General features: G+C 52.6%; 9 protein-coding genes. All 9 read left to right on the top strand.

What is annotated here, in order from left to right; genetic code table 11:
* The first annotated feature begins 147 nt into the window (after window positions 1-147).
* The 9 genes from NYE33_RS24110 (at window position 148) to NYE33_RS24070 (ending at window position 16,416) form a co-directional block, all read left to right on the top strand.
* The gene (locus NYE33_RS24110) at window positions 148-1,356 is read left to right on the top strand and encodes an IS110 family transposase (RefSeq protein ID WP_042138433.1); all 1,209 of its coding nucleotides are present in this window, start codon (window positions 148-150) and stop codon (window positions 1,354-1,356) included.
* Between the two features lie 589 nt (window positions 1,357-1,945).
* Window positions 1,946-4,198, top strand: coding sequence for a hypothetical protein (locus NYE33_RS24105; protein WP_076248365.1), 2,253 nt, complete (start codon window positions 1,946-1,948; stop codon window positions 4,196-4,198).
* A 158-nt stretch (window positions 4,199-4,356) separates the two neighbouring features.
* Window positions 4,357-7,359, top strand: coding sequence for a glycosyl hydrolase (locus tag NYE33_RS24100; protein WP_341067932.1), 3,003 nt, complete (start codon window positions 4,357-4,359; stop codon window positions 7,357-7,359).
* A 142-nt stretch (window positions 7,360-7,501) separates the two neighbouring features.
* A complete protein-coding gene (locus NYE33_RS24095; RefSeq protein WP_042137054.1) occupies window positions 7,502-8,464 on the top strand; it encodes an ABC transporter permease in 963 nt (320 codons plus the stop codon).
* A gap of 76 nt (window positions 8,465-8,540) precedes the next feature.
* Complete coding sequence (locus tag NYE33_RS24090; RefSeq protein ID WP_341067930.1) at window positions 8,541-9,440, top strand: carbohydrate ABC transporter permease; 900 nt, start codon at window positions 8,541-8,543, stop codon at window positions 9,438-9,440.
* 72 nt (window positions 9,441-9,512) lie between these two features.
* Complete coding sequence (locus NYE33_RS24085; RefSeq protein WP_340945943.1) at window positions 9,513-11,156, top strand: extracellular solute-binding protein; 1,644 nt, start codon at window positions 9,513-9,515, stop codon at window positions 11,154-11,156.
* A gap of 138 nt (window positions 11,157-11,294) precedes the next feature.
* Window positions 11,295-12,860 (top strand): response regulator, encoded by a 1,566-nt coding sequence (locus NYE33_RS24080; protein WP_340945939.1) that lies wholly within the window; start codon window positions 11,295-11,297, stop codon window positions 12,858-12,860.
* 1 nt (window position 12,861) lies between these two features.
* Window positions 12,862-14,580, top strand: coding sequence for a cache domain-containing sensor histidine kinase (locus NYE33_RS24075; protein WP_340945936.1), 1,719 nt, complete (start codon window positions 12,862-12,864; stop codon window positions 14,578-14,580).
* Between the two features lie 42 nt (window positions 14,581-14,622).
* Window positions 14,623-16,416 (top strand): glycoside hydrolase family 36 protein, encoded by a 1,794-nt coding sequence (locus NYE33_RS24070; RefSeq protein ID WP_340945934.1) that lies wholly within the window; start codon window positions 14,623-14,625, stop codon window positions 16,414-16,416.
* Window positions 16,417-16,515: the final 99 nt, after the last annotated feature.

The following is a 16,515-nucleotide window of genomic DNA, read 5'->3' as shown; positions in this document are numbered from 1 at the left end:
AGCGCTATAATGTTCACCCTACTTGTCATGACCATGATTGAGGCTGGTTGGGACGTAAGATCCCGTATAACAAGCGATGCTATGGAGCGACAAGAAGAACCGTAGGGATGCCGGTGAATTTAAACTTACAGGGAGAGATGAGATGAAATGAATCCAGTTGTCGGTCTAGATATTTCAAAAGAAGAAAGTCATGGACAAGCCTTTTTAGCGCGCGGAAAGCTCTTCAGAGGGACATTCCACTTCGAGCACACTCGTGATGGCCTAGCAAATCTACATCAAGTTTTAAAGGACGTTGAATCGGTATCCAAACAACGTCCTTTGCTTATTCTAGAAGCAACAGGACATTACCAAAGCCCTGTTGTTCAGTTCTTAGAGGAACATCACTATATTTACATTGTCATTAACCCGCTAATCTCCAATCGGCTTAGAAAGTCTCAGCTTCGTAAAGTAAAGACGGATGCTGCTGACGCTTACCTATTGGGTGAGTTGTACTACAGGGAAGAGTTTGAACCTTTTAAGAAAAGAGGTGTGCAACTTCTCAATCTGCGCTATCTTACAAGGCAATATGAGACTCTTTCAAAGATGTGTGTATCGACTAAACTGCAATTCCAAGCTGTTTTAGATCAGGTTTTCCCGGGTTATAAAGGCGTGTTTGGAGCTATGTATTCCGGTGTTTCACTGCGGTTTTTAAGTGAATTCCCAACCTCATATTTAGTTTTACAGACGGATGAAGATACACTTAGAGCTAAGATGAAAGAACTGCTTTCTTCGAAACGGGGGCGTTCAGAGGACTGGATTAACCAACGGGTTCAACGATTAGTAGATGCGGCAAAACAAAATCCATTTCAGCAAACCATGTATGCAAGTCATTTAATCAATATGAGAGTTCTTATTACCCTTATTCTTCAATACCAAGAGCATCTTGCTGAACTGGAACAGAACATAGATGCTCTGGCTGAAGAAATTGAAGAGTATGAATTAATTCAGTCGATTCCCGGGATTGGGCATAAAATTGCTGCAACAATTTTATCCGAAATAGGAGAAGTCGAACGATTTGATCATCCTAAGAAGTTAGTCGCCTTCGCAGGCATTGACCCGAGTGTCTTTGCTTCCGGTAAGTTTACAGCGACTCGAAACCGAATCACGAAACGTGGTTCCAGGCAGCTGCGTTACGCACTGGTGATGGCTGTTCAGTGTGGACTTATACGCTCCCGAAATATGCGAATCAAAGCGTTCTATGAACGTAAGAGAGCTGAAGGAAAACCACATAAAGTAGCTCTAATCGCATGTGCAAATAAACTCGTCCATTGGCTCTATGCGATCTTAAAAAATAAAAAGGAATTTCGTCCAATTTAAAAAATATTATTGGCATAACCTTCCAAGACACAAAGAAAATTGGAGGGTTTTTTGGCATGCCTCATTTTAACTATACCACATGATTTAGAATCACTTTACTGGTAATGTTGACAAGCTATTAGCTGGTATAGTCTAATGAAACACCTGCCCGGGGCGATGTATGCGAAAAATTGAATACAATGTGCTTCTACGAAGGTAATCGAGCCAGATGTATGCGAAAAACCGAATATAATGAGCTTCCGTTAAGGTAACCGGGCCAGATGTATTCGAAAAACCGAATACAATGAGCTTCCGTTAAGGTAACCGGGCCAGATGTATTCGAAAAACCGAATACAATGTGCTTATACGAAGGTAACCCGGCCAATGTATGCGAAAAACCGAATACAATGTGCTTCCCCGGATGCTGCTCCCTAATAAGTCTGAATGACAGTAATGTAAGGTGAACTTGCCCTTGAATTTGGAAAAGAAGCAGCTTTGTACTGCGATTCACATTCCTTGTTCAGCGGTAGATATCGTTGCTGCCGGGGATGCCGCTCTGGTCAGCTCCAAGTTATGCTTAGAAGAACTGGAGCGAGGGGGAGAAGCTGACATGGGAAATTCATTGAATCTGCCAGGTGTCTTGCTGCCGGCGGCGCTGGGCGGAGGCGGTTATATTACCGGCCTGCTGCAGCATCCGGCGGACAACCGTGTATTATATGCCCGCTGTGATGTGGCGGGCGTCTTCCGCAGCAGTGATGGCGGGGAGAGCTGGGAGACCCTGAACCGGGGGATGACCCAGGCTTACCACCATCAGGTGCAGAGCTTTGCCATTAGCTGTCATCACCCGGAGGTGATGTTCCGCTGCTGCGGCGAAGTGAGGAGCAGGACCTTCTACGGCGCGGTGCACAAATCGGCAGATGGCGGGAACAGCTGGTATGAGGTCTGCGGCGGGATGGGCTTCTACGGCAACGGGCCGACCCGGATGTACGGGGAGGTCATTGCCGTAGATCCCTTTCATCCCGGTATTGTAGCGGCCGGAGGGTATACCGGCGGACTCTGGATCAGCAGGGATGAAGGAGAGAGCTGGGAGCAGAGCAGCCTTCCGGAGGAGCGTTTCGGGTGTGTAGCTTTTCACCCGGATCAGCAGGGTATGTTATATGCCGGAACGATCAGCGATGAGGAGCTGAATATGGATTATGCCGATCCGGGGGAGTACGGCATATTAGGACTGCTGCAGGACCGCCCGCGGGGGAAGGCGGGCAGGCTGTATCTCAGCTGTGACTCGGGACAATCGTGGGAGCTGCTGGTTGAAGGTCCCAGCTTTGCCGGGCTGTCATTCGACAGCCGGGACCCGCAGCGGCTGCTGGCCGCCTGCATCTGGGGCGGCATCAAGAGCAGTGCAGACGGAGGGCAGACCTGGCAGTCTGCCGGAGAAGGTCTGCTGAAGGGAGAGCAGCGGTACGGGACCCTTGTCCAGGATTGGCATGTCCCGGAGCGCTGGTATACAGCACCTGATCTGCGCCCGCAGATGCAGGACATCCCGCCGATACCGCTGTATGTTACAGACGATGGCGCGGAGCGGTGGAGACTGCTGCATCATCACAGTGATAATGATTTAAGCGGCTTTCCGGCATACATGGACAGCTTTAACGGAGGTTCACGGGCTTCTGCTGCCGGCTGGGCGATCTCTAAGATTATCGTAGACCGGTTCACACCAGGCCGCCTCTATCTCTGCAACTGGTATGGGGTAGCCTACAGCGGAGATGGCGGAATGACCTGGCGGGCCGGGCAGTTCCGGGGGCTTGAGACCACCTGCATGGAAGCGGTGGTAGCAGATAAGCTGCAGCCCGGCAAGTTCTGTGTCACCATGGCGGACCATTCTCCGAAGGTGACCGAGGATGGCGGTCTCTCCTTCCGCAATCTGCCCGGACTGTCCGGCTATTCCGGAAGCTCTGCGGCTGTTAATTCCGCAGCAGATCCGGGATTGTATCTGTACGGCCTCATCGGCCACGGCAATACAGCCTGTATCGCTGTATACCACGATGGTGAAGACCGTGCCCGAGCAGCTTTAACACTGGGTCCCGGGTTATTCGTGCAGGCTTTGCGTGAGGACGGCAATCAGCCGGGCACCTATTATGCCTATGTGGACGGGGCAGTCAGTGCAGGCGCAGGAATCTACCGGTCGCGGGACGGCGGCACTTCATGGGACCGCACAGCTTTTCGGCCTCCGGCTTATGTGGAGACACTTCCGCATCAGAAGCGCTGGATTGAAGCCGAGCTGCTGTCCGTTGTAGTCTATCAGGTTAAGAATGCCTGCGGGTCCAACCAGCTCATGGATACGAATCCGCATCTGGCAGGACAGCTAATTGCCGGAGAAGCCACGGAGGGGATTTGGCAATCCTCAGACCATGGGGACACCTGGGATTTCATAGGAGAGGGGCTTCCTTTTCAGCATGGCGGCCCGGCTTCAATACTGAGCGCAGTGGCGTACTCCCCCTCCTGTCCGGGGACAATCTATGCGGGGTTTATTTCGGAAGGGCTATGGCGCAGCAGTGACGGCGGACAGAGCTGGCACAAGCTGTTTCCGGTTATGGCAGGCAAGCTCTTCAATGTATCAGCACTCTGTGTTGGGCGGGGTGAACACGGAGAGGATGTGCTGATATCGGCCAGCGAACCGATGGTCCGGTCCTCCACAGAATCTGAAATGGCCTGGAGCCGGGATGGGGGAGATACCTGGGAGGAGTGGGAGCATGCCCCGCTTGGAGCTGTCCGCTGGAAGGGGATTGCGCTTGATTGTGAGGTCAGACAAGTGCTTGCCGTCACCTGCGGCAACGGTGCTTTCCGCGGGACAATCAGCCTGTAGCGGGTATTGCTGCTTTTAACTGCGTTGTCATTGCTGAAACACAGTTTTCGTTGCTGCGGGTTCTTGTTGAGTCTCAAGGAAAACGCTTACATTTGATGGGCCGGACGATGTAATCATCGAATATAATCCGGCTCTATTCAAATGGAGGACTGAACAAAGTGGCTGCACGAACGAGCAAAAAATGGTTGCATGGTTGCCTGGCCCTCGCTCTGTTTGTTGCATCAATTCTCCTGCCGCCAGCGGTATCTTATTCGGCAGGGGAGAATCTGCTTGGAAATCCCGGCTTCGAAGCGGGAGATGTGTCGTGGGAGAAATGGGGGAGTCCGGTGGTGACAACCGCCGAGAAGCATGGTGGCACGAAGAGTCTTCAGGTGAAGCGGAATACAGGCGGGGCATCTGCGTCCGTAGCAGTGCAGGAAGGTAAAACCTACAGGGTAGGCTTGTGGGTCAAATTCGCAGGAACGGGAGTGACGAGTGCGGCGATCGATCTGGATGCCTTCGGCAGTCAGCAGACGAAGCAATATCTCTATTTCTCCGGTTCGACCCAGTGGGAGTATAAGCAGCTGCTGTACACACCGGCTCCCGGGGTGCAGTACATCCGTTTCTCCTTCTGGAACAGCACCAGCAAAGATTACTATATTGATGACGCTTTGATCCGGGAGAATGTTGACATTGAACGGCCGTCAACTCCCGGAACCTGGACAGCCGAGCATGAGCCGGATTCACTTAAGCTGACCTGGGCGGGCTCTACAGATGATATGGCGGTCGAATCTTACCAGCTGTCTTACAAAAAAACAGAAGACTCCGGCTGGAATACCTTATCGGTTCCCCATCAGGAGACCGTCACATCATACACCTATACTTTGCAGAATCTTGATCCATTCTCTGTGTATGCCATTATGCTGCGTTCCAGAGATACGGCCGGCAATACTTCCGGTGCTGTGATGGGGATGGAGGCGACACCGGGAGTGAATCTGCTCACTAACGGCGGTTTCGAAACAGCTTCGATCAGCCCGTGGACCGAAACGGGAACAGTGCAGACAACAACCTACGGAACATACGCTGGACAATATGCGGCGCGCCTGACGGGCAATTCGGCAATCAGAAGCGAGGAGATTCCTGTGGACGGGGAGGGCTCTTATCTGGTTTCCTACTGGACCAGGTCAGCAGCTGTACCCCCGCAAGCATCTACCGTAAGCCTCAGTGTCTATCAGGAATCCTCTGAAACTGAGCATCCGCTGATCACAAATACTGCTTCGGTATGGGCACGCTCGGAGAATCAGCTGCGGACAACAGGTACCACCGAATATATGCAGCTGACAGCAAAGAATCAGACAGGGACGGATCAGTTCCTGGATCAGGTATATATCGGCAAGCTGCCGGAGCTTCCAGAGGACCTTGCACCTGGGGCGCCAGCAGAGTTTACCGTGAACCGTGCTGATGGGGTGTCCGCAGATCTGGAGTGGCTGGCAGCTACGGGTCCTTTTGGTGTGAAGAATTATAGCATTACCTTCAAAAAGGCGGCGGATACTGAATGGAGCAGTATAACGGTGCCTTATGTTCCTGGTCAATCCTTGTATGCCTATAAGCTGGAAGGTCTGTCACCTGAGAGTCTCTATGAGGTGAAGGTGACAGCAGTCAGCGAAGGGACGGCAGTGTCGGCGGCGAGTTCACTGGAGCTCACTACCGGCAAGATGTTCCCGGTGAATCCGGGAGCGTCGGAGGAAGCGGCAGCACTTCTGGACCGGCTCTATGCCACGGTTGGCAGCGCCGTGTATACAGGCCAGCATAATTATTATGAAGCGCCATCCCTTTGGTATGATACGGCAGCAGAATTAACCGGATATTATCCGGCGATCTGGGGTTCGGATTTCGCCTATTATACCGGCGGGGATTTCAGCGCCCTGCGCCAGGCCATGATTGACGAGGCTATCAACAAAGGTCATACGGGCAGCATTATTACCCTGACGTATCATGAGCCCCGTCCTATGGATTCTGCCACCGCCGGATGGGAAAGTGTCACAGGAGATGTAACGGCAGCTCAGATGACGGAGATTGTTACTCCGGGGACTGTACTCTACAATCAGTGGGCTGCTCAAGTGGATGAAGTTGCAGGATATCTTGCCCAGCTGAGAGACGAAGGCATTCCGGTGCTGTGGCGGCCTTATCATGAGATGAATGCCGAATTCTTCTGGTGGGGCGCGCGGCCGGAGCTGTTCAGGCAGCTGTGGGACAATATGTATGACCGTTTCACCCATCTGCATGGTCTGGATAATCTGATCTGGGTATGGAGCCCGAATGCCGAGAGCTCATGGGCCTATGATTCTGCTCCTTATTATCCCGGTCATGATGCCGTAGATGTGCTGGCGATGGATATCTATAACAACGATTACCGGGATACGTATTACAACAAGCTTGTGCAGCTTAGCGGCGGCAGACCGATTGCTATAGGAGAGAACGGGGAGCTGCCGGACATGGATATGCTAATGGAGAAGCAGCCCCGGTATGCGTATTTCATGACCTGGTCACAATATTTGACCGACAAAAATTCACTCAGTGCCATTCAAGCGCTCTATAGCAATCCGCGTGCACTCCATAACGGCGAAACAGGCAACGGCCCGTATGTACCGCCGCCTGCGGACAGTTATCTCATTGATGATTTCGAACAGTATGGCAGCTCGAACAGCAGCCTGCGTGCCAAATGGCAGCGGAATGTCTCCGGTAACCTGGCAACGGTCACGCTGGACACTTACCATCTGAACAGCGGTACCTACGGGCTTAAGCTGGACTATACGGTAGGCAATCCCGGCTATGCGGGGTTATACCGCAGCATGGGCAAGGAATGGCCGGGGATGGAAGCCATCTCCTTCTGGCTGCAGCCGGATGGCTCGAACCGGCAGCTTGCGGTTCAGTTTCATGAGACGAACGGTGAGGTATGGGAAGCGAGTATTCCGGTTCAAGGCACAACTCCAGTGCTTGTTAGCATTCCTTTTACCGAATTCCTGCGGCCCGGGTGGTCTACCGGCGGCAACGGCGTCATCGATCTGGGTTCCATTAAAGAGTTCGCCTTCTATATTGCCCAAGGCAGCGGGACACAGGGAAGCGGAACACTGTATATAGACGATGTAAAAGCTATCAAATTGCCCGTGGAGGAAGAATAAGCCCACTCTAACTAACTCTAACTAACCAAAGTGAACCCTAAAAAAATCTCCGTTGCTGGACCACAGTTTTCGTTGGCTGCGCTACTGGTAGCTCCTTCCTGGAGATCATAGAATGAAGGTGTAAAGCAAAGAAACAGGAAGGATGACCAATGTGGAAATCGAGCGGAGATTGCCCGTCCGGAAGAAAGGAAACGCAGTATCCTGGTGGAATAACTGGATCAGACAATGGGATCTTCAGCTGATGGTAGTGCCTGCTTTGATCTTCATCTTTATTTTCAGTTACCTGCCCATGTACGGAGTTCTAATGGCTTTCCAGGATTATCAGCTGTTCGGCGGATTTTTACACAGCCCATGGGTGGGCCTGAAGCATTTCGAGGCTTTCTTCAATTCCCCGGACTTCTGGAGAGTCATGCGCAACACGATGGTGATCAGTCTGCTGAAGCTCTGCTTCGGCTTCCCGGCACCGATACTGCTGGCGCTGATGCTGAATGAAGTCCGGAGTATGATGTTCAAGCGGGTCGTGCAGACCGTCAGCTATCTGCCGCATTTTCTCTCGTGGGTGATCGTCGGCGGTTTCGTAGGCTCGATGCTGTCGACTGATAATGGAAGCGTTAACATGCTGCTGATGAGCCTGAATCTAACATCTGAACCGATCAGCTTTCTGTCTGTGCCGGAGTATTTCTGGGGTATTCTCGTAGGGACGGGGATGTGGAAGGAGATGGGGTTTGCCGCCATTGTCTATCTGGCTGCCATTGCCGGAATTGATCCGCATCTGTATGAAGCCGCTTCCATCGACGGGGCGGGGAGATTCAAGCAGATCCAGCTGATCACACTGCCTTGTATCCGGCCGGTCATTATCATCTTCATGATTCTGGCGGTGGGCAATATTCTTAACGCCGGGTTTGAAGATATTCTCATTCTGGCCACGAATCCGATTCTCCGTGATGTGTCGGATGTGATCGATACCTATGTGTACCGGATGGGGATTCTGAATAACCGCTTCTCATACGCGGCAGCAGCAGGGTTGTTCAAGGCAGTTGTCAGTGTAACACTGCTGGCGCTGGCCAATAAGGCAGCCAGAAAAATGGGCTCCAGCCTATGGTGAGCGAAGCAGCATCAAAGCAGTATAGATGCAGAAATGTTCATGAAATCAGACGCTGCGGGGAAAGGGGTTACAGGATATGATGAAGCTGTCAACGGGGGATAAAGTGCTGCAGCTGTTCATTTATATCGTTCTGATCCTGCTGGGCTTCGTCACCCTGTATCCCTTCTGGAATTCCCTGGTTATCTCCTTCAATATGGGCTCAGATACATCGCTGGGCGGCATCACGTTCTGGCCCCGGGTCCCAACGTTTGATAACTATGAGGTTGTCTTCCAGGACAGCCGGATCGGGCAGGCGTTCATGATATCCATTCTGAGAACGCTAACCGGGACGATCCTGTCCGTGCTGTTCACAGCCATCCTGGCTTACGGGCTATCGCGTCATGAGCTGATCGGGCGCAGGTTCTATATGGTCTTCTGCATTATTACAATGTATTTCAGCGGCGGCTTAATTCCTACCTTTCTGCTGCTGCGGGAGTTTGGCATGATGGACACCTTTTGGGTTCTCGTTATTCCCGGGTTAATCAGTGTATATAATATGATTATTTTTCGGACCTTCTTTCTTGGCCTGCCGGCGGGACTGGCGGAGTCGGCACGGATTGACGGCTGCAACCATATCGGTGTGCTGATCCGTATCATCCTGCCTATATCGGGTCCCGTTGTGGCCACCCTGTCCCTTTTTACCGCCGTCTATCACTGGAATGACTGGTTCTCAGCCAGCATTTATATTAACGACCCCAGCCTGATTCCGATCCAGACGCTGCTGAAGCAGATCCTGAGCTCCAATATTGTGACTGATCAGCTTCAGTCCGTCGGCAATGCAGCAGCCCAGGACCGTCTGGCTCTGGTGCAGTCTGTCACCACCAAGTCGCTGATTATGGCTACCACTATGGTGGCAACGCTGCCAATCATTATGGTGTATCCGTTTCTGCAAAAATATTTTGTCAAAGGGGTACTCATCGGTTCCTTGAAAGAGTAGCGCAGATTTCTTGAACTCACATGTAGAGAGGGGTTACTTAATTTGAAACGGACGACCAAACGATGGACACAAATGACGGTTGTATTATGCACGGTGCTGCTGATGGCCGGGTGCGGCGGAGGGAATAACGCAGCAGTTCAGAGTACGGCAGAACCCGGTAAAGAAACGGCGGCAGCCACTGCTGCAGCGGAAACGGCGGTACCCGCAACTTCGGAGGAGCCTTCCACAGACGAAGTAAGTACAGTGAAGCCGGTAACCTTCAGCTATTACAGCAATTATGACTGGGATACTACTGAGCAGTGGGGCGCCGACTCAACCACACGCTGGATTGCCGATACCCTGAAGGTCAACATGACTCCCGTTCAGTCAAGCGGCGCTGCCGAGACGAAGTTCAGCACCATGATTGCTTCAGGCAGTCTGCCGGATGTCATTATGACGGACCGCGGTGCAAGTGTCGAGCGTCTGCGGCAAGGCGGAATGCTGGTGGCACTGGATGATTATCTCGACAAATATCCGAATCTTAAGAATAACGCCGGGGAAGCCACACTCGGTATGCTCCGCTCAGACGACGGCAAGCTGTACCAGTTCCCGAACTGGTATACCTCAAGCCCCAACGGCAACGGCGGATGGATCATCAACAAGAAAATTTATAAAGAGCTGGGCTCGCCGAAGCTGGAAACCTTTGATGATCTGTATGCCTATCTGAAGCTGGTGAAGGAGAAATACAGTGATGTTGTTCCCCTCGAGGTTGGAGCCAAAGGCCGGGGCATTGATACCATGTATGGCGGATGGGCGGAGAACAAACCTTATCTGACGAGAGCTAATCCTGTAGGCAATGAACTGAAGCCGATCTTTGAAGATCCGATTTTCATTGAGAACATGCAGTATGCCAGCAAGCTGTTCCGCGACAAGCTGATTTCACAGGACGTATTCACACAGACCGGAGACCAGATTAACGAAAAGCTGAAAACGGGCCGCGTTGCAGTATACGTGGATGGCGATGTGGTCAATCCGGGCCGGGGAGCGGACGGTGCCCTGAAGGCAACCGATCCGGAAGCGGGCTACGAGATCATCTGGCCGATCCACAAAGCCGGCCTGGATGCCACCAAAATCACTCCGAATAATTACAATTCCCTCGGCTGGAATGTGCTCGTGATTACGAAGAATGCCAAGGACCCTGAAGCGATCTTCTCATACCTGGACTGGTTGACCGGGGAGGAGGGCCAGCGTATTATCAACTTCGGACGTAAGGGGCTCTACTGGGATGAGACTGACGCAGATGGAGTACCGATTCTGAATGCCGGGGGACTTAGCACAGAGCAGGCAGGGAAAGACAAGGAAAGAATCGGCCGCTTCAACTGGGTAGGCAACACGACATTCATCGATCAGACCAAAGCCAAGATGGATGCGCAGCTGCCGGCTGACAAGCAGAACTGGACAACGCTGGCCCAGCAGAAAGTGACCTGGAAGACTTCCCGGAACTTCACGGAATTCGTGAACCTTGATCCGCTTCCGGATTCGGAAGAAGGAACCATTGCTACTGCCGTTAACGATATCTATCAGGAGGCATTTGCCAAGACGCTGTATGCCAAGAGTGATGAAGAGGTGCTGAGCCTGATTAACCAAGCGAATGAAGACGCCTCAAAAGCGGGTTACGGCAAGCTGCTGGCGTACCAGACGGAAAGATGGCAGAACAACCTCAGCAAGATGAAATAACAATAGAGTCTGCCTGGGGCGTGGGGTATACTGAAGCCAAGTATACCCCATTATTTGGGAAGGGGCTGCCTTCCGCCTTATGGGGATAACCTCCGCTCTTGCGCCTTGGCAGCAAGCGGGTCCGAAGGAGGGGATGGAATGTATAAGGTGCTGCTGGTTGACGATGAGCTGCTGGATCTGAAGGGTCTGCAATACTTCATGAACTGGGAAGACATGGACATGGAAGTGTGTGCAGCCGCAAGCAGCGGCTTCGAGGCGCTTGAAGTGCTGGAAGCGCAGCAGGTGGATATTGTCGTCACGGATATCAAGATGCCGATTATGACCGGGATGGAGCTTGCCCGCAGAGCACTTGAGCTGAATCCGAAGCTGAAGATAGTTTTTGTCAGCGGCTATGAGGATTTCCAGTATGCCAAGCAGGCCATTTCCATGAGTGCCTGCGGTTATGTTCTGAAGCCTGTGGACGATGAGGATATGCGGCGGACGTTGATTGATGTGAAGGAGGCCCTGAACAAGGAACGGGCGCATAGCCATCTGGAGCATTATTTCTCGGAGTCGGAACCCCTGCTGAAGCGTGAGCTGTTCATGCAGCTTCTCGATGGAACACCGGATGAGGACCGGGTATTGCCGCTGCTTCAGCGCATGGGGATTGCTTGGCAAAGATCCCGCCTGTACACCGCTCTGCTGGAACCGGATGACCTGGCCTGGAAGCTGAACGGCTATAGTGAGGAGGCCCAAGCGGCAATAGAGCGGCAGCTGAGCCTGTCTGTTGAACAGTTCTGTGCGATGGAACGGATTCAGGTCTGCAGACTGGATCAGTTCCATTTTGCTCTAATCCTTGAAGAACGTGTTGACCATGGACGGTTAAGGGAATTCATTCATCATGCGGTCAGCGGAACTCCGCTGACAGTGACCATTGGAGCAGGACCGCTGGTGAACAGTCTGAAGGAGCTGCATTACTCCTTCCAGCGGGCCAAGGAAGCCCTTGGATTGAAGCTGTTCCTGGGCAAAGGCAAGCTGATCCTGCACACGGATGCCAGAGGGCCGGTTACGGCTGAAGCCAAGGATCTTGATGATATTCTCCAGGCCTTGTTTCAGGCCATGTCCTCTTACCGGCTGGTTGATATCGACGATTGTAATGAGGAGCTGTTCGTGTGGGTAGGTCATATGGAGACCAAGCTGGAGATCTATCAGCTGTTTCTGCATGTGGTGTCGAAGCTCGATGCCTATTTGCATACGATTAATGAGGACTTCTACGAGGTGCTCGGACTGGACCGGAAGCATCTGAGCATTCTCTATCATTTCGAGACTACCCAGGATATGAAATCCTGGCTGCGCCGCCGTATGTTCGAGCTGTCGGAGCATTTGCAGCGCAAACGGCAGGGCAAGAAACGCAAGCTCGTGCAGGAGATTGAAGCTTATATAGAGGAACGTCTGGAGCACAACGTGATGCTGCGGGATGCTGCCAATCATTTCTCCTTCTCGCCTAATCATCTGGGGCAGATTTTCTACGAAGAGAAGGGAATTTATTTCTCCGATTATGTCTCTTTAAGACGGCTGGAACGGGTGAAGCTGCTGCTTGGTGACCCGAAGCTTAAGGTTTATGAAGCTGCCCAGCGGGTCGGCTATAAGAATCTGTCCCATTTCAGCAAGCAATTCAAGGATTATTACGGAGTCAGCCCGGGTGATTATAGGAGACATCTGTAATATGCGGCGCAGATGGAGTATGCCTTACGGATACAAGCTGATTCTCCCTTATGTGGTCTGCCTGCTGCTAGCTGTGGGTACAGTGGGCTTGTTTGCTTACAGTCATTCCGTGAACTCGCTCAAACAGAAGACGCGCGAGAACATCCAAGGCACACTGCAGCAAATGCGGGATAACATCACCTACCGTACGGATAATATTGAACGTATCTCCAGCACTCTCTATTACAACTTCAATCTGCAAAGTGCACTGCGGCGTTATGAGCAAGGCTGGTACAGCTATGAGACGATGACTAAGACTCTCATGCCTACGCTTGAGAATCTGCTTAATTACACGGCAAGCAATGTCGGGTTATCCCTGTACCTGGAGAATGATTCTATTCCTGAACTATACTACAGCGAGATTGGACCCAATCCGCTGCTCTCGACCAAGCGGTATGAGATCTTTCATCTGCAGAGAATCCGGGGAGAAGACTGGTATCATGACCTTGTGGCGCCGGAAGCTAAACCGGGTGCCGGTCAATGGCGTCAGATTCTGCGCGATGAAGAGAACAGCAATATCTCACTGATCCAGAGGATGGATGATATCCAGAAGCAGCGGAGCATCGGTCTAATCCGGGTAACGGTGCAGATGCGGGATCTGCTGGATTCGGTGGATTACCGCAAGATCGGCGAATATGCCACCCTTGTGGTGACCGACCGCAGCGGCAGAATGGTGCTGGAATCTTCGCCGGAGGGTGCGGAAGCCGCCAGCCTGCAATCCGCCGGCAACCTGCTGCAACTGAGAGAGCCGCTGGAAGGCATCGGCTGGGAGCTGCAAGCCTATATTCCGAACAGCCTGTTCGATGAAAGTGCAAGCGAAGTGCGGAGAATGACACTGCTGGTCTGTCTGGCCAGCGCACTGGTTCTGGCCTGTCTCGGCATCGGAGTATCCAGCTATTTCTCCCGGCGGATTCAAAAGATCGTCGGATCGCTGAACGCTTTTCACGATGGAGACTTTCACAAGAGAATTAAGTATAAGGGCAATGACGAACTGGCACAGATTGCCGTAGCCTTCAACCGGATGGGCAGCAATATCGAAGAGCTGATTCACAAGAATTATGTCGCCAATCTTCAGAAAAAAGAAGCGGAGCTGGAATCGCTACAGGCGCAGATCAATCCGCATTTCCTCTACAATACACTCTCCTCGATCAATCGTCTGGCCCAGTTCGGAGATATTCAGAAGCTGCACACCCTTGTTCAGGAGCTGGCCAAGTTCTACCGTTTGTCTTTGAACCGGGGCGGAATTATCACAACCGTGGGCAATGAAATTGAGCATGCCAAAGCTTATATTGCCATTCAGGGCATCAAATACGGGGAACGGATGTCGGTATATTACGATATTGACCCCGGGGTGCTGGAGTATGCGACGGTGAAGCTGATTCTGCAGCCGATGATTGAGAATGTGCTGGAGCATGCCTGGTTCGGCAGCACCATCGGAATCCGGCTGGTGGCGGAGAAGAGGGAGGACAGCATCATATTCAAGATTATAGACAATGGGGTAGGCATGAATGCGGATACCATCCGGCAGATTCTGGCCCCTGAGGGGACCCGGATCGGCTACGGCATCCGTAATGTAGATTCCCGGATTAAGCTGCATGGCGGCAGTGAATACGGAGTGCTGATCGCCAGCCGTTCCGGAATCGGCACCTGTGTGCAGATTTCTATTCCCTGCCGGTTATAACCGTATAAGCAGTCAATCGGCTACAAAGGAGCTTGGACCGTATTGAAGACCATTCACACAGGAGATTACGAGATCCTTCTTGAAGGAAGCAGTCCGGACTTTCAATCTCAGCTTCATGTGGAGCATGGAGTAGATGGCGTTGCCTACGCCATCCTGACACTCAGTGCTCTCGTTCCGGCAGCTCCCCCCAAGCTAACCCTTCGCTGGAGCTGCCAGGCTATTGATATTCAAGGAATGTGGCATCCGGCAGCGGAACGAAACAGGGGACTGATTCCCGACTGGCGGGAGGGGTTCCTGTCCAGATCCACTTTCTCTGCACCAGTTGTCAGCCTGTATGGCAGCAGGGGGAACAATGTTCTGACCTTTGCCTGCTCAGACGTCTTGAATCCGCTGGAGCTGCGTGCGGGGCTGAATGAAGAAACGTCCAGCTTTCAATGTGCTGTAACGTTGTTCGCAGGCGATGTCTCTCCCATAACACATTATGAGCTCATCCTGCGGCTGGATTCCCGCAGCGTTCCTTACTATGAAGCACTGGGCGCAGCGGGGAAATGGTGGGCAGGCTTGAAAGGGAGTGAGACGTCCCCGGTTCCTGATACCGCAAGGGAGCCGGTGTATTCCACCTGGTACAGCTTCCATCAGCAGCTGAAGCCGGAGATCTTAGAGCTGGAGTGCAGACTCGCAGCTGAACTGGGCTGCGGCGCGGTAATTGTGGATGACGGCTGGCAGACGTCAGATGAAGCCCGGGGGTATGCATATTGCGGAGACTGGAAGGCCAGTCCGGACAAAATCGCGGATATGCAGGCACATGTTGCCCGTGTTCATAACCTTGGCATGAAATACCTGCTGTGGTATGCCGTGCCGTTCATCGGCAAGCATAGTGAAGCCTGGCTGCGCTTCAAGGATAAGTTACTCTACTATAGTGAGAGCTTCGGAGCAGGCGTGGCCGATCCCCGTTATCCGGAAGTCCGGGAATATTTAATTTCCTTATATGAGCAGGCATTGCTGGATTGGGATCTGGACGGCTTCAAGCTCGACTTCGTGGATAGCTTCTATACGGCCCGGGAGGCGGCGGACCAGAAGGATGACGACTGGGGCAGCCGGGATACAGGCTCGGTTCCGGAAGCCGTCGATCTGTTGTTAAGCGGAATCCTCTCACGCTTGCGGCAGCTGAAGCCGGATATTATGATCGAATTCCGCCAGAATTATACCGGACCGCTGATGCGCAAATACGGCAATATGTTCCGGGCAGCAGATTGTCCAAACGATGCACTTCAGAACCGGATGCATACAATCGATATCCGGCTGATCTGCGGGGATACCGCGGCACATGCCGATATGCTGATGTGGAATCCGGAGGAACCGGTCGAGGCAGCGGCATTGCAGTTCATTAACATTCTGTTCGCTGTGCCGCAGATATCCGTCCGGCTGGATACTCTGCCGGAGCCGCATAAGGCTATGCTGGGCTTCTGGCTAAGCTTCTGGCGCGGGCACCGGGATGTATTGCTGGACGGAACATTGGAGCCGGTGAGTCCCGAGCTGCTGTATCCGCTTGTCATCGCCCGGACCGCGCAGAAGTGGGTGTTTGCCGCTTATCATGATACAGTAATCCCTTTAGCAGGGGATTTGCCCGGGCTGGTTCTGGTAATCAACGGGACGCTGAACCCGCGCCTGGTACTGGAAATGGACCGCGATCCGGGTCTGCTTCTTGTGAATATCCTCGGCTGCCGGGGAACGGTTGTAGCGGATCACAGGCTGCTGTGGAATAAAGGAGTGCATGCACTAGAGGTGCCGCCGGCAGGGGTAATCATGATTCGGCCTGCCAGAATAGCTGAATAATTAATCTTACAAGACGCCTGGTCCCCCACACATATTCCAGTGGGGGGGCCAGGCGTCTTGAAGCTGTTCTGGTCTGGCTACTGCCAGCTGATTAATGGG

Source organism: Paenibacillus sp. FSL R10-2199, assembly GCF_038000235.1.
Lineage (GTDB): Bacteria > Bacillota > Bacilli > Paenibacillales > Paenibacillaceae > Paenibacillus_AQ > Paenibacillus_AQ phytohabitans.
This window is presented reverse-complemented; position numbering and strand designations above follow the sequence as displayed.